This window comes from Hwangdonia seohaensis (assembly GCF_031932625.1).
Lineage (GTDB): Bacteria > Bacteroidota > Bacteroidia > Flavobacteriales > Flavobacteriaceae > Hwangdonia > Hwangdonia seohaensis.
The window spans coordinates 173,389-192,960 of record NZ_JAVSCK010000005.1 but is presented as its reverse complement, the minus strand read 5'-3'; the positions used below and the strand labels follow the sequence as shown (position 1 = coordinate 192,960).

Here is a 19,572-nt window from a genome sequence, read left to right as displayed (position 1 = left end):
TGTGCGTTTTAGTTAATTTTATGATTCTCTCAAGTCTTCTTTTATTTTAGAAAAAAGCTTGTCCATGTCGTTTTCAACATTATCAATTGCCGTATTTAATCCTATGGTTGAATTTTTTGAATCTCTTATTATGTCTTTCTTTATCCTTTCACGTTCTTTTTTGTTGTTCTGTTTTTTTTGATAATCCCATATTTTTTTTCTGATGTCATTTAGTTTAAGGATGTGTTTTTTATGAATATTGTCTATAATGCCTTTATAAACTGATTCAAAATCCTTTCCATAGGCTTTTCCGAAAACCGATTCAAAATCCAAAAGGTATTTTTCACCATTATCATTTAAATCAGAAAAAATGCTGTTGTACGCTTTTATCGTGTTTTCTAAATCTTTAAAGTATTCTTCATAATCTAAAGCATTAACGATAGTATCATCAAACGCTGTTTGAACATCCTTAACCCTAATCATATAAGTGTCCATTTTTTTTGAAATAAAACCGAACTGTTTGTTTTTCGCTTCTATAATTTCTTTTGCATGAAGTTTTCCTATTAAATTTTTCATATAATCCTTTCGGTGCGTATTGCTTTTTATCAAAGCTTTTTGAATGATGACACTTTCTTTTTTCGGAATTTCGCCGTTGCCTAAATTTTGGAAAAACACCGTGACTTCGTAAATGCCGCTATCCGTATCTTCCATTAATTCGCCAAAAACCACCATTTCCGCTTTTATGGTTTTTAATTTGTCAACTGTTTCGGTGGGCAAATTTTTAACGTTGGAAATAGCGTTTTCCATGTTTCGGTGGGCCAAAACCAAATTGTGATTCCGACGTTGCAATACGGTGTATTTATCCAACTTAATAAGTTCGGTTTCAAAGTCGTCTGTGAATTTTTCGGCATATTTTTCAATGGTTTCGTCGCCGGTTTTAAAATCCCATACGTACACGTTAGTTTTTGAATTTTGAGCTTGTACCGTAACAACCAACTGGGTTGCCACAATTAGTATAAGGCCTAAGCTTTTAATGAACATGTTAACATTATTTCTCATGGGTTTTAATTTCATTATTCAAACTTTTAAATCAGATTTAAGAATTACAAACCATTGGTAACTCTGTTTCGTTTTTTGTAATCAACTGGTTGGTAACACAGCGTTTGGTTCCATCTTTTAACTCAAAACGGTGACTGCTATTTTTCTTAACGACGCTAACGGTTATAAAAATTCCCGATTTGCTTACAATATTCGCTTGCTTTCCATCTACAAAAACATCAGCGTTTACCATATTTGAGGGCACAATCAGCTTGACACTATAGCTTATGCCTTTTAAGATTTTTGTATTTATCAATTTATCCGATTTATATTTTAAATCTTTATTGGTATTAAATATTTTGGTAACCTGCGCATTAAATTTCATTGAAGCTGCTTGAGCATCCGGACAATTCTCTAAATCTTTTTGCAATTGCGCTTTAAGGTTATCCAAATCGTTGATTTTATTTTGTTGGCTGATTAATTGGGTTGATAATTCGGCAATTGTAGTCTCAAAATTCTGAATGGAATCATTCAGTTTATTTGCTTTTTCTTCACTCGCCTTTAATTCCACACCAAAAAGGCTGAATTCTTCCGTATTGGTAATAAGTTGTCTCAGTTCGGTTCTGAACATTAAAATGGCCAATACAGCAAATACGGCCCAGATTAATGTTTTGAACGGAAAATTTGGTTTGGCTTCCATGGTTTTTGTTTTATAATGATGCTATTAAATCCTCATTTATGGGTAATTCTTTATCGGCCAACCCAATGGTTTTTAAAAATTCATTTGAGAATAATTCCGCCATATCGTCACTCAACAATGCACTTCTGCACGCTTTCCATTCATTAATTTTATCGGCATCGAACATGTGGTTTACCAAACCCGGAAACGCCCAATCGCTATTTTTTCCCCAATGTATGGTAAACGGAATGTCGTTTTCTTTTAAAACCTCAATAATGCGTCTGGAAAATTCTGTGAGGCTCATAATTTTTCTGGTTTTATTCCAAAGCACGCCATCAATTTCCAGCATACAGGTTACGGGGAATTTTGTAAAACCCAAAGTTGCCTTTGTTTGTTTTACAAAGCGCATGGCGAATATCCCGGGAATAGGCCCTTCGTTGTTTGTTAAATCGGCAAGCAGTTTTAAAGCCTTTGATGAATTTTTATGGTCTACCCCAACCGAACAGGCATAGGCTGGCCCTTGGTATGGCGCATCCCAAAAAATTTCTGGAAGTGTTCCCGTTAATTCTTCATCTACTTTTGGTAATATGGTTTTTCGCAATCGTTTTACCAACCAAGGAATACTTTTGGGGAAATGTTCGGCCATTTTGGTAAATAAGTGAATTAAATCGCGATACAAGGATTGTTTGATGATGGGAAATGGATCTTTATAATCAGCTTTATAAGGCTTCTTATACATTAATTCTACCACATAATTTTGTTCGTTGCTATATTGATTGATAAATACTTTGTAATGATAAGGTGTAAGACCAAAGCCTTGGGCATCGGTTTCTTCGGGGATTTTAAATGATGAATTTTTAAAGTCTAAGGTATCGGCTAATTGAAGTGCCATATTTTTATTTATTCTTTTAACGTAACGCTTTAACAAAAATCGGGGCTCTGCCTCCATCACAATACCATGAATAAACCCAAACGACCCTAAACCTACTAATGCGGCGTTAAACAGTTTATCGTTACGGATGATTCTTTTACTTATTCTTTTCGCAAAATTATCGTTTAATGCGGGGTCTGTGTGGCGCTCTAAATAAACGATGTCGTTTTCGTTAGGACCAATAATCAAATTAAGCCCCACCACATAATCCTGTACGGCGCCAACCTGTAATGCCGAACCGTGAACACCCGTAGAAATACAGCCCGCAATGGTTTGCCCATTACTGGCACCCGTAGTTTTTAATGATTTACCATGAGTCGAAAGCACTTCGGATACCCGTTTAATAATCGTTCCGCACTCAAATAAAAATAAGTTTGAGGCATCAAAACGGGTGTTTGTGTGAAGATGCTCTGCAACCATTGGCACATGAATATTCATAAACCCATTGTAGTGCATTCGGTCTTTATGATGTGCAATATGGTTCATGGACCAGGCCGACCCATAAGCTCGAAACCCTTGGTTGTCTGTGTTCGTTTCTTTTATAAGTCTTTGAATTTCTGTGGCGGCATCGTTATAACGATCTATTTTATCGGGTATGTTTCCATCGCCTTCCAACTCGGTTACATAAAGCGTTTTTAACGGAAACGGGCCATTGTTGTGCAGCGTATCCCATTCTTTTAATGCATGTGTTCTTGTGGTTGCCATAACTTTAATTTGTTGGTTTCATACAAACGTATTTTACTTTCATTTTGCGTTTTCTTCCAAAAGTTACCAAACTTAAAAGCGAACCGCCAAAGGTGTTTTTAAATTCTACGGTGTGCAGCTTGCCCGATTTGCATTTATCGGTTTCTTTTATCAGATATGTAAAATCTTTTGAGGTAATATCAATTTTAATTACGGTATCGAGCGTTACCACTTCCATACCGCGATAATAATCGTCACCCAACATTAACGGATCTGGTTGCGGCGCGCCATTTATGCTTCGGAGCCTTACGGAATAACAAGATGCAAAAAACAGGCACATACTTATTAAAGTGATTATTTTGATTGTGTTTTTCATGATTTTTTTAAGTTTGATTTGATATTCATTTAAAAAAACTTAAACAGATTTTAATCTATTTAGCACCTCTTCGGCATATTGGCTTCCAAAATTATGCGACAAATCCAATGAAGCTTCGCGCCCCAGCGTATAATACAAATGCGTAACCTGTTTTGGCGCGTAACACAATATTAAATCGGTAAACACATTGTAAGCGCCCTTGGTTTTTTTGTTTGAAGTCGTTAATCCGCTATAACTACTTGAAGCAAATTTGGAACAATCCTGTAATTCGTTTTTATGGTTTAGATAGCTTTTACCAGCGATTACCTGACAGCCTGCCGAGAAATTTGAGCGCCCTATCCCGGTCCAATGGATATTAATGGACGGATTTACGCGCAAGCCTTTTACATTACCTTGGTTGTCTTTAACTTGTATGTCTTTGTCGGTGTAGGCATTGTCATTATCCCAATCCCTAATAATCATAACACCTTTAGGATTTTTAGGTTTTAAAGCGCGGTAAATTTTACTTTCAACCGATATTTTATGCCACCCGAAACGATAAAGATGTTGTCCTTCTATTAAAAAGGCTTCGTCTTTCCGTTTTGCCATATTTACGCTGGCATCGGTGGAACCCCAAAAGGTAAACGCCATCCCATTGATGAGCAAGACAAACAAATCATCATTTTCCCGTCTAACGGCACTTTCGGTTTGTTTTCTTCGGATGCCTATAAGATGAATATCGCTAGTGTTAAACGTCCAATCGGCAGGTTTTTTTGTTGAATAGGTATTTGTCAACTTATTCAAATGCTGTAAAATAGGTCCCGGATTATTCGTGTAATGTTGTTTGGCTTGTTGCAACAATTGCATCCAATCTGAATATGATTTAGATGGATTTTGACTGGACATTTTCCCCCAGTCTGAAACCTTGTTTTCTCTCTCCCAACGCGTTATGTGATCCATCGTACCGCTGCCCACCATACCATCGGGCACCATATTGGTAACGCCTTCCATGGAACGCACATACTCTTGAAACAGCCTTACCGCAGCTTGGGTAACATAACCAAAAACACCATCAAAAGCACTGCGAGGCATAAAACCGGCATTGAACAAAAATCGCTGAAGCTTCAACACATCATCACCTGTGCCTTCTCGAAAGGAACGCCATTTGGTTCTGTCGTCATCTCTAAAGGACACTTTATTGATAAGCAAACCATCGATATGATACGGTTTAAGAAAATCTTTCCTGCTACTAGGTGTTTTTCCAGCATCACAACTTCCTAAATATAATACAGCCATAAGTTTATTGTTTTAAAAGGTTTTTTAATTCGGTTTTAATAATGCCCAAACACTCTACAATATCTTGATTTTCAATATATTCCAACAAGAAATCGATTTGGGAGATTTCAATGTTTATATAGCGCGGACTGTATATTTGATTGAAAATATCTTTATACCATCGTAATATTTGTTGGTCTTGGTGGTCATCATTGTTTTCAGAAACCAGTAAAATAGCATAGCTTATTTCGGTCATTCCAATGAGCACTGAAATATCCAGGTCTTCCTTATCAAAATCATCTAATTCTTGACGGAAATCTTTTAAGTACTTTGATAAATCGGTTACTTTTTCGAAAGCTTTATTGGTTTGCAAGCGGTCCAAAAGCTTTTCACCACCCAACTTTTCGAGGATAAAACCAACAAACAACATGTTTGATAGCGCATTTAAATACTGCCCGCTGTGCTTATCTGATGCCATTTCCATAGCTTCGTTATAATAAGCATAAGCCGTTTTTAATTGATCGGTTTTCTTTGCACCATCTAAATATTTCGCAGAAATTTTATAGGCATTTCCTACTATGTTTAGCCTGCTGGCATTTCTACCGGCCAAGGTGAGCAACCGTATTTCGTCAAGATATGTGTTAACGGCCTTGGCAACCCCGTCTTTTCCATCTGATTCCATAATAGATTCAATAATACTTTCTAACCTGTACGATTGTACTAAACAATATTGCTCCAAGGCTTTTATGGAGTAGTTGCCGTTATCAAACTCAAATAGGCCTTTATACTTTTGAAACGCCACTTCGGTATTGCCCAATTCATCATAAATAAGGGCTTCTTTTTCCAACACCATCGCATCTAACAGGTTGGAGGCTTCGGCTTTGTCGATAAAGGCATCCAATTTGATAAGTGCCGTTTTTTCATCTACTTTTTTATCCCGAATGGAAATCAGTAAATTATCTAAATCGGTGTGTACCTGAGAAGACACCACGTATTCTTGATGTTGTCTATTCGATTTTTGTCTGGTATCGAACTTATAAAACTGATTACCATAACATTGGTAAGCGCCCCAAGTATTGCTGTGTTTGTGTTCTTGATAACATTCAAACCTCGCGGATTTTACGGCGCTACCAAAATCGCAACCCTTTAACATGCACTTATAAAACGTTTCTGAAAATACCTTGGCAGCCGCATCATCAACAGCCCAACCAGCTATTACAATAGCTTTTACGCCCATTTCGATAAGCTGGGTGCCTATATTGGCCGCAAGACGGTATCGGTTTTGACTGTATTTATCGTCTTGGGCATCAACAACACCTGAGAAACAACAGTTTATAAACACAAACTCGGGCACATAGCCTATTTGATTTATCATAGCTGGGTCAATACAAATACCGCCACCTATGGCAATGCCTACGTTATTATTTTCGGGATCGTAAATGCCGTGACCTGCAAAGTGCATCATCTTATAATGTTTGCTAAACAACTCCATCATAATATGTTTTGCGTTGGAATTTAAAAGCACATTAACATGATACCCATCTTTTGCCAGTTGATTTGATACCCACTCAGATTCTGCTTTTGCGGCAGGAAGTTGTTGCAAATTTTCTTGATTGTAAATAGGGTCGCCCACTACAAAAGCCTCTATATTGTTTAACGCCACCTGGTTAAAACGCGTGGTGTCTTCGGTAACCAATTGCCTAATAAAACTAGAGTCTACCGAAGCAGGGACATCGGTAATATGGTAATCGTGCAGTAATTCCCATGGAATTTGAGCAGCACATTTATCCAGTTTTAAAACCAAGTTATTTTGATTTCTGAAGGTGTTTTTAAAATCATTCGGAATCAACATCTCGAAAAGGGATTTAGATAACCTTTGGTCCCAACTTGAACTGACTGACATTTCTTCCAATAAATGGTTTATTTTATGTAAACCAACATTAACCATTTCTTGTTCAACCCTTGCCAATCCATAGGATGCATCATACTTAAACCCTGTTACCGTTTCGGTGTCCTTTATGTTTTCATCGGTATCCAAAATACTGGTTATCTGAAGATTAAACCATCTCTCGTAAGCTTCATCTTGAAATATTTTTCTCTTCTTTGCTCCGGGACGCCTCGAAATGCCTTTGGTGTAATTAAATGCCACGCGGTTATCGATATTGTACAGTCTGGTTAAGCTAAAATAGGCTTCACTTGCAATGGATTCGTAGTAGTTTACAATTTCAATATTCTCGATTAGCTTTAAGCCTTCTCCTGTTATTTTAATTTGCTTATTGGCTTCTGCAACACCCAATAAAATACCTTTTATGGAATCTTCAATGGGCAATTTACCGTAACCTATTCCCATTAAAACAAACGAAATTCCGGTGGCGTACTTTTTGGCTTGTGGCAAGGTGTAATTGTCGCGCATAAACATGGCGTATTTAAGTACTGCCTGCTTTACCGTTTTGGAAAGGACATAAGACGTTAAACCGTTTGTGCTGCCCAAGCCACAAACAATAGCCCCTTTGGGTTGTGTTTTAAGGTTGAAAAACACTTCGCTCTCGCCTATTTCGCCGGGGTAATAGCCAATACCTAAACGTTGCGACAATCGGTTGTCCAAATAGCCATCTAAAGCTTTTTCCGCACTTAAAATTAGATCCATAAAGAAATGGCCAACCATAACGGGGTAAGCCGACATTTTTAAATCGCCGTGGATTACTTTTACATTGAAGAATTCCGTTTCTGGCTCGCTTTTTTTATGGGTACCGAAAAGTGCTTCAACAACGGCCTTTGAATCGTAAAGCGGTTCTGGAGATTCAAAAACTTCCGAAATAATTTCTCCGCTTCGCGATGCGGGCTGTTGGTTGCTCAATCTGTTGGTGCTACCGGTTTCCAAAATGTCTGAAATACCGTGGAATATGTAAGCTTCGTTGGCCAAATCGCCATGAGAAGTATGTGTATAATATAAATTAGAAGTGTTTAGCAATTGCTTTGGAATGCCTGTTTTCCAGGTGACACTTCCATCGCCGTGAGACGTGGCTTTATAAACCAGTTTTTCATATTTCGACAGAAAACGATTCTTGAATTCGTAATCAAAAACCGTTTGGTCTGATTGGCCACAGATGTAATAAATATTCCTAAAATGGTCGTTGGTTAAATCTTCTTCCAAAAACTTTTTAACGTTATCGCGGTAAGCCTTAAAATCTTTTAGCGATTGGGCGTTATCCTTGGGCTCCGGCATGTGCTTTAAATTGGTTTTCGAATCAATCGATTTCCAAAAGTTTTGTTGCCAAAATGGTCGTTTTACATCATCATTTTCAATAGGTAATAATTCAAAAACCCCTGGGAATTTCCAAAAAACCTTTAACAGTTCATTACGGTTGTGCTTAAAATCAATAAATGCCAATTGCTTAACGCGTTTGCTATGACCGGTGAGCACTTCCATAATTAAATACGAACCCAACCAAGGTGTGCCCAACATAACGAATCGGTTTTGTACGTTTTCTTTGAATTTAGACCAAGTATCGGCATGGTCGATCATGCACTGGCGTACTACCAAACCGCCCATGGAGTGTGCAATAATATGAATTTTACCACTGGTAGATTGCATGTAATCTTCAAGCTGTGTTTGCAATTGTTTGGCAGCCTCTTGCACCGATTTTCGCCAATCGAACTCAAACGTAATCACATCATATTTTTCAGATAAATGTTCTGCCAATTGGTAATAATATTTTTTTATAACACCACTGGCATCCACTTTTTTGGCTTCGATATTGAGTTTTTTAACAATAGCTCCCCGATTCAATTCGCGCATATCTACCCACTGGTCTTCCTTATTATTGGTAAGCGTGGAGCCCATAATTCCTGGCACGATAATTACAATATCCTTGGTAATACCTTCAATTTTTGGTTTTAGGCTTACCCCTTCTAAAGACAGCGCATCTAATAATATACCGCGTTCACCTTCGGTGTAAACGTGTTTGGTAAATAATGTAGTGGGATTGTTTTCGTTGGCCCTTAAAGCTTCAATAATGGCGGCACTGGAATTATCGGCAGAAAAATAATTAAAGTGGTTGGTGCTGCTTCCTTCCGCCAAAAATTTATAAATGCCTTCTTTTCGTTTTACACCGTGCTCCATACGTTTGGTATCGACTACCAAATCGTTGTCGGCTTTATAAAACAGATTCGCCAAAATAACCTTTAACGAGTTAAAATTAATGCCACCAATATCGGCATCGCCAGCAATGTTGTATAAATCGCTGACCACCGAGGTATCTGAAGCATTCATCATTTTTTGGAACAGCGATTCGGGCATCATCGCATTTAAACCGGGCAATACTTCGGGGTTTTCCTTTTGGCTTACCAATTCCAATAAAAAGGCTTTAACGGCATGGTAAATAGGATTGCCAATACCAAATGCCAAAGACACAGCGTTTAAAAACAGATTGAAAAAGTGGTCTACACGACGCGATAAAATGGTTGTTCCGCTGGCGGGTGCCGCTACCCGAACCACTTTATTTACTGTAATTTTCTTTGTCTTGGCCAGTTTATTGATAGCATCCATCAATTCTTGATTGCCCGCTTCACCCTCGTCAGAACCTAATATTCCTATTTCATTTTTACTAAAGCCAATAATAGGGTTCCGATGGTCGCATTTCGCTAAAATATCGGCTACCAAACCGCCACGGGAATGACTTAAAATATCTAAATTACAGCCTTTGGGGCAATCCTTTAAAAAGTCCAATGCGTTTTGCAACGGGCTTACAGACAGCGTATAGTGCTCCAAGGCCAAAATTTGATTATCGTAAATCGACACTATGTCGTTCCAGGTATCGTTATTGTCGTTAAGCTTAAAAAACGCATCGTTGGTGGTTGATAAAGTACCGTGTAAAAGGAGTAAAATAGGGCGGGTTGTATCAAGGTTTTTTGTGTATTCTATTCTGGTGAATTTGTCGTTAATCTGGTACAATCCCGGATGCGATTGCATCCGATTATCATAAGATTCCGCCAATTTATGAATCCCGATTTCGACCGAATTTTTAGCTTTTGCTATGGGTTTAAAAACACTAAAAACCTTTACCATGGCACGTTTAATGAAACCACGATTGGCATCTTCAGAAATGATTTGAATATCAAAAACATAATCTTCACTGGAAAGCGAACGTTTTGATAATGTTTTTTTATCGTAAATGGCCTGAACATCCTCGGGGTGCCCTATCCACTCCGTATTATCGGTAAATTGCAAGGCCACCAAATCGTTCTCTTCAAAAACTACCGTATTCAATGTGTTTTTTGAGCGCTTCGAAGACACTTCGATATAAGATTTTAATTCGAATTTTTGGCCCAAGGTGTTTGGTACAATGTAATCTATGTTTGCAACTTCTCGCTCTACACCTATTATTTTGGCTTTTTTAGTCATGGTTTATGGTTTTGGTGATGGAACCTTCAGTGTAATTATGTGCATCTGCATCATTTAAAGCCAAGGCCGTAAATGCAGCTTCGTTTAGCGGAGTATGGGTAGCGTGTTTGAGAATCATAGTATTTAGGTTTTATTGTGATGAAATAAAATACTTACCAAATACACCTACGTACATCATCTTCAAATTAAAAGGGTGGTTTATAACATTGAATGATTATAAAAACCGCTCCTTTTAAATGGATGATTTAGGGTATATAAATACTAATAAAAAAATTCAATAGGGAGATTAATGCTGCGTAAGAGACATTAATATAATTTATAAAGTTAACAAAAAATAACTAACAATCAAACGGTTACGTTTAAATATGTAAATATACGCAAAACCGATAATGTATATTATTCTGAAGTATACGAGGTTTTAGGACACCGTATTTCTATCAAAACTAGAATGGTTTCCAAGCATTATAAATGCTTTTGGATGTTAAGATTTTAGAATAAAGTACGGGTCGTGCCAACAAATGAATCAATCCGCATTTTATGCTTTTTCCTTTGAAGGAAACAATAAACTAAAAATATATCCAAAAATAAAACATGAAGCAACACCAAAAAAGGAGTACATCAAAAAGCTAATATCGGTGAAAACACTGATGTACCATATTAAGACGGCACTAACCAACAAGCCTAATAAAGTGCCTTTGGCATTGGCTTTTTTGGTAAGCATTCCCAAAAGGAACATACCACCTAAACCACCTGTAAAAAGGCCTAGGAAACGATAAAACTGATCCCAAAGCGATTTAATATTGGAACTTGCCATCCAAAGCGCCAACAAAACTCCAAGAATACCGGTTATCATGGTTACCAATCGTGCAATACGTAATAACTTCACATCGGCCACTTGGGGCTTAAAATGTGCATGAAAATCGTTGCAATACGCTGTTGAAACTGAATTTAAACTACTACTGATGCTGGACATGGCCGCAGAAAAAATACCTGCAACCAACAAACCGGAAACCCCTATAGGCAATTCACGAACAATATACCACGGAAAAATCGAATCATTATTGGAAATGGCAGGAGAAAGTTCGTTAGGCATTTCGGTATAGAATATAAACAAAAGCGTCCCTAAACCAAAAAATATAATGGTGGCCGGTAAAGTAAGTACCGCATTGGTATAAAGGGTTTTTTGAGAATCCTTAATGCTGGAACTCGTTAAAAACCGTTGTACAATGGTTTGGTCTGTACCTTGTGTTACCATCGCAGAGGCGAGCCCACCAATAAAGACCACCCAAAATGTAGATTCTGTAAAGTTAAGCTCCATGTTGGTGATATTAAACTTATCCCTTTCGGAGGCATAAGTTATCATCTCGCCAAATGAGGCTTCGGTATGTAGCATAATCCATACTACGGCCAAAATGCTTCCACCAAGAAGCACTATAACCTGCATAACGTCTGTCCAAATTACTGCTTCAATCCCTCCAAAAGTGGTATAAAATATACACAGTACGCCCATAATAAGAATACTGGTTTCCACAGGAATTCCCGTTACAATTGAAATGGCCAACGAGGGCAACAACAACACAATGCCTATACGCCCCAATTGAAACAAAATAAAAGACAAACTCCCGAAAGCACGGGCGGTATAGTTAAAACGGTCTTCAAGATATTCGTAAGCCGTTTTTATTTTTAATTTGTTGAAGAACGGAATGAAAATAAAAGCAATAACGGGTGTTATTAAAATGGCGGTTATGTTAAGAAAAAAGAAAGACCAATCAGTTATAAAAGCCTTTGCCGGAATCGCCATGAATGTTATGGCACTTAACAGCGTACCAAAAACACTTAAACCCGAAGCCCACCAAGGTATTCTTCCGCCTCCGGTAAAATAGTCTGCCGTAGATTTCTGTTTACGGGCAAAATAAATTCCGATTAAAACCGATACTAAAAGATATAACGCAAGTACACTATAGTTTATAATTCCGAATGGATGTGCCGCATCTGCGATTTTAAAGTTTTGTACTTTGGGTGTGCGGATACCGGGTGAAACCTCGCCCGAAACAATAAAAAACTCGTCCTTGTTTTTAAATGATAATGCCGTAACGGGAATTTTTGTTGAAAGGGAATCGTAAACAAACCACTTTTTGGTTATGGAATTATAAGCCAAAATTTCTTTTGAGAAACCGGGGTGTTCATTTAAAATGTCATCTCTCCTATTTGTAAGTGCGGTGGTTATAGAATCGTTTTGTACCGTTCGCAATTGCAAACCAATATGTTCCAACTCATCAAAAAGCAGCTCATCGCTCCCGCCGTAAACCATAATGTGCATGGAACCCATGGTTTCTGCCGAAGCTCCCATTAATACTCTGGTTTTACCATCTATTTCAAGGTTGCCCTCGTCTTGCCAGGTTTTGTTTTTAAAATCGTAAGATAAATATGTAGTGAGCGTTTCGGATTTTTTCCCGGACACTTCATTCCTACCTCCAATTACAAACAACTTTTTATTGGTTTGCGTTTCTTGGGTTGCAATACAATGGAGCGCTCTTGGAGGCCCAGGGAAATCGGTTAATTTCTCCCAACCCTTAGGGTCTTTTAGGTTTAACCTGTAAAATGAATTGGTACTCTGTTTTGTGTTTTTACCGCCCACAACATATACAAAATCATCGCTTACAACGGCAGATGAAAATGCTAAAGGTTCTGGCAAAACCGGGTATTCAGATATATTTATTTTTTTCGAAGATGCATCATAGGCCAAAAGCAAAACCTTATCGCTTACCATAGTCTCATTATTGCCGCCAATACACAAAATGCCTTTATCCGTTGATACCGAAGCCGAATATCCAAGTGGCATGGGCAATTGCGTTTCTGATAAACGCCATTGGTCGTTTTCAAAAATATAGATATCTGTGCTCCATACTTTATTGCCCCCCTCCCAAGGCAAGCCGTTAGGAAAATTTGCACCACCTGCCGCAATGATCGCACCATTGTGTGCCCCTCCTAACATGCCCGCAAAACCAAGCGATTCAATGTTTGGTTTTTCTGCTGGTAAACTAGGTAAGTCCGAAGTACTTAATTTGGAAATTTCTTGACCAAAAGACGGAATAAACGTTAAAACTATAAGTATTAATATGACGGCATTCTGGATTTTCTTCATTTTAAAATACGTTTAAATAAGAGACTTTTTTGTTCCAAATTAAAATTCTATCAAGCTTTATTTTCTGAAATACTATGACTTTAAAATCAAACTATTAGATTTCTTAAAATAAAATTTTGCGACTAAGTTAGTAAAAATAAGTTATATGTATTATGTATAACATAATAATTTATTGGTTACCTTTGTATTTTATATTAAGGACAATAAGGAAATTAGATTCCTAAATAAAATTAGTAGCCTCAAAAAACTATTAAAATTATAAATATACTGGTTATTTATTTCAAAATTCATCTTTAAATCTTGCTTTTCCAAAGAAACCTTAAAAATCTGTTCAATTCAAAAAATCGGGAAGGCATTCATTATTTAAAACGCTTTATTTAACTATTTTTATCAATCATTAAAACCCTTAAAATATTCAAAATGAAATTCTTTATCTATACTTTAATCGGACTTATTTCATTGACTAGTTGTACAGAAAAAAACAAAACCTTTACGACATCCGAAATTGCACTACTGCCAAAACCGGCATCAATGGATTTGTCCGAAGCCTCTTTTGCCCTTAAAGACGGCCAACAGATTTTTGCCGATACCAAAGCACAACAAGCCGCAGCAAAATACCTTCAAGATTTTGTTGATGAATCCACGGGTTTTAAACTGAAAACAAGCAGCGATAAAAATGCATCAATCGTCTTTCAACAAAAGGAAGGATTGGATAAAGAAGCCTACGAATTGGTTGTTACGCCTGAAAACATAACGGTTTACGCCAATCATGACGCGGGATATTTTTACGCCGTACAAACCATAAAACAGTTAATTTCCAACGAAACCTCCGAAACCACAAACACCACAAAATACTTGGTGCCCTCTGTTACCATAAACGATAATCCGCGTTTTAAATGGCGTGCTTACATGTTGGACGAATCGCGCTATTTTCATGGCGAGGAATTCGTTAAGCAAATGCTGGACCAAATGGCATTACTTAAAATGAACACCTTCCATTGGCATTTAATTGACGATGCCGGTTGGCGCGTGGAAATAAAAAAATATCCGTTATTGACCGAAGTCGGCGCCTTTAGAAAAGACAGCGAAATAGGCACTTGGAAAAGTGGAAAAACTTCAGGCGAACCCCATGGCGGATTCTATACCCAAAAGCAGATAAAAGACATTGTGGCGTATGCCGCCGAAAGACATATAAATATAGTTCCGGAATTTGAAATGCCCGGGCACTCCAGCGCCGCCATTGCCGCCTACACATGGTTGGGTACTGCAGGGGTTGATATTGACGTACCTGTTAAATTTGGGCGTTTATATGATAACTACGATGTCACAAAACCCGAAGTCATTACTTTTATTAAAGATGTCTTAATGGAATTGTTTGAATTGTTCCCATCGGAAGTGATACATATTGGAGGTGATGAAGTGGGTTACGAGGTATGGGAAAAATCCAAATCTGTTCAAAAATACATGAAAGAAAACAACATTAAAACACCAGCCGATTTACAAGTAGATTTTACCAATAAAATATCTAAATTTATAGAAGAAAACGGCCGGCGTATGATGGGCTGGAACGAAATTTTAGGTAAAAATATCCATAAAGATTTTGGTGAAAAGAAAAACGACAAAGAGGCTGAAACCGAACTCGCTAAAAACGTGATTGTGCATTTCTGGAAAGGCGATTTAGAATTATTGACGGATGCCGCAAAAAAAGGCTATAGTATCGTTAACTCACTACATAGCAGTACTTATCTAGATTATAGCTACAAAAGCATCCCGCTAGAAAAAGCTTATAATTTTAACCCAATTCCCGACGGTTTAGATGCGCAATACCACGATAATATTTACGGCCTTGGTTGCCAAATGTGGAGCGAATGGACACCAACAAATGCAGATGTTGAACGACAAAGTTTCCCAAGAATTGCGGCATATGCCGAAGTAGGCTGGACACCGCTTGAAAACAAAGATTACAACAGTTTTAAAATAGCCCTAAAAAAAATACAAACCCATTGGGACGCTTTGGGCATTAACTATTACAAGGATTATAAATAAAACAAAATTCTACTATTATTAACCCTAATATATTCATATAAACAAAGGCTTACAACCATGCGTCATTCATTTTTTATACTTCTAATTTTAACCGTTGGATTTGGTTTTGCACAAAATATAAACATCAATCCCAAACCTCAGCATGTGGTTATTGGCGACTATTTTGATACGCCTGCCCTATTTCATATTCAGCAAAAAAGCACGGATAAAGCCACACAAAATTTGTTATCTACCTATTTTACAAATGATAACATCTCAAACAAAGGCTTTTCAATTCAAATAGGCAACGTCAATGATAGATTTCCCAAAAAACTAAAAAACAAGGTGCCAAAAAAGGCTGAAAGCTATCATATTAATATATCCAAAAAACAGATTTCGGTTATTGGTCGTGATGCCAGAGGCGCTTATTATGGCGTTAGAACCTTAATGGCGCTACTAAAAAATGAGACAATTCCTTTAGGATACATTTCAGACTACCCAGATATAGCTGCTCGTGGCACCGTTGAAGGGTTTTATGGCACCCCATGGAGTTTTAAGCATCGTATGCGTCAAATAGATTTTTATGGTGAAAATAAGCTGAACACATACATTTACGGCCCTAAAGACGATCCGTACCACAGCTCTCCACATTGGAGAAAACCCTATCCTGAAAATGAAGCAGCACAACTAAAAAAATTAATTGATAGAGCAGCATTAAACCACGTAGATTTTGTTTGGGCCATTCATCCAGGAAAGGATATTAAATGGCATAATGAAGACCGAAAAGCTCTACTCCATAAATTTGAATTGATGTACGATTTAGGCGTACGCGCTTATGCCGTATTTTTTGATGATATTTCTGGAGAAGGCACCAATCCCAAGCAACAAGCCGAATTATTGAATTTTTTACATGCTGAATTTATCAAAAAGAGAACAGATGTTAAACCTTTAATTATGTGCCCTACGGAATATAACAAAGGTTGGTCTAAACCCGAAGGTGGCTATTTAGAAACTTTAGGGAAAGAACTGCATCCATCCGTAAGAATTATGTGGACCGGCAACACCGTAGTGGCTGATATCGATAAGGAAACCATGAATTGGATTAACACGAAAATAAATCGTAATGCCTTTATTTGGTGGAATTTTCCCGTTTCAGATTATGTTAGAAACCACATGCTTTTAGGGCCAGCTTATGGTAATGGAACAGATATTGCCCAAGATGTATCTGGATTTGTATCAAACCCAATGGAGCATGCCGAAGCCTCTAAAATTGCCATTTACGGTGTTGCCGATTATACTTGGAATATGTCTGAATATCAACCCGAAAGTAATTGGAAAAAAGCACTACAGGTTGTGATGCCCAAAAGTTATAAAGCTTTGGAAATTTTTGCGACACATAACAGTGATTTAGGACCAAACGGGCACCGTTACAGAAGAAGTGAATCTGTTAGTTTTGCACCAAAAGCGGATGCATTTTTAAAAGATCTAGAAGCCGACAGCACTATTGAAAATTTCGATACGGTGCAAAAAGAATTTCAAGCCATGGTTGAAGCTTCTTATATTTTATTGCATAGCACAGACAATCCTGTGCTTTTAGATGAAATCCGCCCTTGGGTTGAGCAGTTTAAATTATTGGGGCAATCGGGATTAGCCATGTTAAACATGCACACTGCCTTAAAAGAGAAAGACAATGATGGTTTTGAACGAAGCTATCATGCACTGAAAGCCATTAAAGTAGAAATGTACAGCATTGATCGTCAAGAAAATCAAAACCCGTATCAACCGGGGATCAAAACGGCAACTTTGGTAATCACACCTTTAATCGATAAAAGTTTTGAGCATTTAACCCAAGCCTATAATAAAGCGTTTGGTAAAAACCTGGAAGTAGAAGCCAATTACAATCCGCATAAACTTTTTACCAACATAGCCCAGTTAAAAAATCAACAAATCACTTTGAGAGATAGAACACTGGCACTAAATCCGCCGTTGGAAGTCATTCACATATCGCCACAAGCCTATTTTGGATTTGAATTGCAAAGTACCACTCGTGCCAGTAAATTACATTTTAAACTCTCTCCAGTTTCCGGTTATAGCAATTTGGAATTGGAAGTTTCAGTAAATGGAAACGATTGGACAGCTATAAAAACAGAACAAAAAGACGCATCATTACAAGCATCTATAAACACCATTGTAAAATACATTCGTATTAAAAACACAACAAGCGAAACTCTAAGCCTTAAAATTGAAAAATTTACGGTTAAAATTAAGTAAATCAAAAGGAAAAACAGTTCGTTTTAAAGTAGAATAATAGTTTCAAAAACCTATCAAAACTAGTTTTAAAGCGTGTTATAAAAAATCCCGTGTGGTTAAAAATAAACCAAACGGGATTTTTTATTTAATCTATATTCAGAAAATTTTTAATTAATAATCATGCTTTACATCTGTTAATTAAACTACTTTTTCTTGTTATAAAGCTCTATATAGTGATTATCCAAGGTTTCAGAATCTTTGTATTTTTCCCTAATATCTTTTAGTTTTTGGGTCATCTCTTTAACCACATCTGCGTAATTAGGGTCGTTGTACACGTTGTTTACCTCGTTAGGATCATTTTTACTATCGTAGAGTTCCCATTCGTTTACATCGTGATAAAAATGTATCAATTTATAATCTTTGGTTGCAATGCCATAATGCCTTTTTACGGCGTGTTCTGCGGGATATTCATAATAATGATAATATACAGCCTCTCTATCCCAAGCCTCTTTTTTTCCTGTTAACAAAGGCACTAAGCTTTCACCTTGCATTTCTTTTGGTGCTTTTACACCTGCAACTTCCAGAAAGGTTTGTGCAAAATCCAGATTCTGCACCATTTCATCTTCAGTAATGCCCGCGGTAATTTTATTTGGCCATTTGATTAAAAGTGGGGTTTTAAAAGATTCATTATACATAAAACGCTTATCGAACCAACCGTGTTCGCCGAGGTAAAACCCTTGGTCGGAGGTATAAATTACAATAGTGTTATCAGCGAGTTTTTCTTCATCTAAATAATCCAATACGCGTCCCACATTATCATCAACCGATGCAATGGTGCCTAAATAATCCTGCATATAACGTTGGTATTTCCAAACCGTAAAAGTGGAGTCGTTCATGGTTGGGTATCTTTTTTTGAAATCTTCATCAATAGGGTTATAAACCGCATCCCAATCGGCACGCTGCACCGAATCTAATCTACCAATGCTTTGCCCCAATTTGCTCCATTGTTCAATACCGAGTTCTTTTACGGTTTCCGGCCTAAGCTTAACATCGTTAATTAACGACATGTGTTTAAAAACACCCATTTCGGCAGTTTTGGCAGCCGCTCCCCGTGTTTTATAATCGTCAAACAGGGTTTCCGGTAACGGGAATGTTTTTTTGGTAAATTCTGTATAATACTTTTTGTTGGGCAACCACGCACGATGTGGCGCCTTGTGCAAATACATGAGCATGAAAGGTTTGTTGGGGTCCCTGCGGTTTTTCATCCAATCCAAGGTTAAATCCGTAGTAATATCGGTGACGTACCCCTTTATGATCGTGTCGCCTTTTTGGGTGATAAACCTCGGGTTGTAATAACTTCCTTGTCCGGGTAAAATTTTGAATTCATCAAAGCCTTTTGGATTGTTTCCAAAATGAAGCTTACCGAACATTGCTGTTTGATAACCCGCTTTTTGAAGCATTTGGGGAAAGGTCACATTAGTAGTATCAAACTTACTTAAGTTGTCAATTTTACCGTTTATATGACTGTGTTTACCGGTTAATATTACAGCTCGCGATGGTGCGCAAATCGAGTTAGTAACCGTGGCATTGGTAAATAGCATGCCTTCGGTGGCAATACGATCGATGTTTGGGGTTTGTATCAGCTTATCACTATAAGCACTAATGGCTTGATAGGCATGGTCATCGGACATGATAAAAACAATGTTGGGTTTTTTATCAGTTTCCTTTGAAGTTGCTTTGTCTTTACATCCGACAAGCAAAAAGATGCAACCGATTATAGCCAAATGGTTTAATAATTTCATAATAT

Annotated in this window: 11 protein-coding genes; 2 read left to right on the top strand and 9 right to left on the bottom strand. The window is 37.4% G+C overall.

Going from position 1 to position 19,572, the window contains the following annotated elements; all coding sequences use genetic code 11:
- Positions 1–18: 18 nt before the first annotated feature.
- From RNZ47_RS15410 to RNZ47_RS15375, 8 genes are all read right to left on the bottom strand, one after another.
- The gene (locus tag RNZ47_RS15410) at positions 19–1,053 is read right to left on the bottom strand and encodes a hypothetical protein (protein ID WP_311942405.1); all 1,035 of its coding nucleotides are present in this window, start codon (positions 1,051–1,053) and stop codon (positions 19–21) included.
- A 22-nt stretch (positions 1,054–1,075) separates the two neighbouring features.
- Positions 1,076–1,717 (bottom strand): hypothetical protein, encoded by a 642-nt coding sequence (locus tag RNZ47_RS15405; protein WP_311942402.1) that lies wholly within the window; start codon positions 1,715–1,717, stop codon positions 1,076–1,078.
- Positions 1,718–1,727: 10 nt separating this feature from the next.
- A complete protein-coding gene (locus RNZ47_RS15400; RefSeq protein ID WP_311942399.1) occupies positions 1,728–3,332 on the bottom strand; it encodes an FAD-linked oxidase in 1,605 nt (534 codons plus the stop codon).
- A gap of 4 nt (positions 3,333–3,336) precedes the next feature.
- Positions 3,337–3,687 (bottom strand): hypothetical protein, encoded by a 351-nt coding sequence (locus RNZ47_RS15395; RefSeq protein ID WP_311942396.1) that lies wholly within the window; start codon positions 3,685–3,687, stop codon positions 3,337–3,339.
- A 39-nt stretch (positions 3,688–3,726) separates the two neighbouring features.
- Positions 3,727–4,962 carry a peptidoglycan-binding domain-containing protein gene (locus tag RNZ47_RS15390; protein ID WP_311942393.1) on the bottom strand — a complete coding sequence of 412 codons (1,236 nt, stop codon included), beginning with the start codon at positions 4,960–4,962 and terminating at the stop codon, positions 3,727–3,729.
- Between the two features lie 4 nt (positions 4,963–4,966).
- Entirely contained in the window at positions 4,967–10,345 is a 5,379-nt protein-coding gene (locus tag RNZ47_RS15385; RefSeq protein WP_311942390.1) for a DUF7379 domain-containing protein, read from the bottom strand.
- Entirely contained in the window at positions 10,338–10,463 is a 126-nt protein-coding gene (locus RNZ47_RS15380) for a hypothetical protein (protein WP_311942387.1), read from the bottom strand. Before RNZ47_RS15380 ends, RNZ47_RS15385 begins: the two co-directional genes overlap by 8 nt.
- 417 nt (positions 10,464–10,880) lie before the next feature.
- A complete protein-coding gene (locus RNZ47_RS15375; protein ID WP_311942384.1) occupies positions 10,881–13,490 on the bottom strand; it encodes a sodium:solute symporter family protein in 2,610 nt (869 codons plus the stop codon).
- Between the two features lie 420 nt (positions 13,491–13,910).
- Between RNZ47_RS15375 and RNZ47_RS15370 the strand changes: the two genes are divergently transcribed.
- Both RNZ47_RS15370 and RNZ47_RS15365 read left to right on the top strand, forming a co-directional pair.
- Positions 13,911–15,536 carry a beta-N-acetylhexosaminidase gene (locus tag RNZ47_RS15370; protein WP_311942381.1) on the top strand — a complete coding sequence of 542 codons (1,626 nt, stop codon included), beginning with the start codon at positions 13,911–13,913 and terminating at the stop codon, positions 15,534–15,536.
- Positions 15,537–15,593: 57 nt separating this feature from the next.
- Positions 15,594–17,786: a beta-N-acetylglucosaminidase gene (locus RNZ47_RS15365; RefSeq protein ID WP_311942377.1), complete on the top strand. Its 2,193-nt coding sequence runs from the start codon at positions 15,594–15,596 to the stop codon at positions 17,784–17,786.
- Between the two features lie 182 nt (positions 17,787–17,968).
- Here RNZ47_RS15365 and RNZ47_RS15360 read toward each other — a convergent pair whose 3' ends face one another.
- The gene (locus tag RNZ47_RS15360) at positions 17,969–19,567 is read right to left on the bottom strand and encodes a sulfatase family protein (RefSeq protein ID WP_311942374.1); all 1,599 of its coding nucleotides are present in this window, start codon (positions 19,565–19,567) and stop codon (positions 17,969–17,971) included.
- Between the last annotated feature and the right edge of the window lie 5 nt (positions 19,568–19,572).

Bases quoted from the DNA above. Each gene is read 5' to 3' on its own strand.
- RNZ47_RS15365 (WP_311942377.1), top strand. From the start codon at position 15,594: ATGCGTCATTCATTTTTTATACTTCTAATTTTAACCGTTGGATTTGGT.
- RNZ47_RS15385 (WP_311942390.1), bottom strand. From the start codon at position 10,345: ATGACTAAAAAAGCCAAAATAATAGGTGTAGAGCGAGAAGTTGCAAAC.
- RNZ47_RS15410 (WP_311942405.1), bottom strand. From the start codon at position 1,053: ATGAAATTAAAACCCATGAGAAATAATGTTAACATGTTCATTAAAAGC.
- RNZ47_RS15375 (WP_311942384.1), bottom strand. From the start codon at position 13,490: ATGAAGAAAATCCAGAATGCCGTCATATTAATACTTATAGTTTTAACG.
- RNZ47_RS15390 (WP_311942393.1), bottom strand. From the start codon at position 4,962: ATGGCTGTATTATATTTAGGAAGTTGTGATGCTGGAAAAACACCTAGT.
- RNZ47_RS15405 (WP_311942402.1), bottom strand. From the start codon at position 1,717: ATGGAAGCCAAACCAAATTTTCCGTTCAAAACATTAATCTGGGCCGTA.
- RNZ47_RS15400 (WP_311942399.1), bottom strand. From the start codon at position 3,332: ATGGCAACCACAAGAACACATGCATTAAAAGAATGGGATACGCTGCAC.
- RNZ47_RS15395 (WP_311942396.1), bottom strand. From the start codon at position 3,687: ATGAAAAACACAATCAAAATAATCACTTTAATAAGTATGTGCCTGTTT.
- RNZ47_RS15370 (WP_311942381.1), top strand. From the start codon at position 13,911: ATGAAATTCTTTATCTATACTTTAATCGGACTTATTTCATTGACTAGT.
- RNZ47_RS15380 (WP_311942387.1), bottom strand. From the start codon at position 10,463: ATGATTCTCAAACACGCTACCCATACTCCGCTAAACGAAGCTGCATTT.
- RNZ47_RS15360 (WP_311942374.1), bottom strand. From the start codon at position 19,567: ATGAAATTATTAAACCATTTGGCTATAATCGGTTGCATCTTTTTGCTT.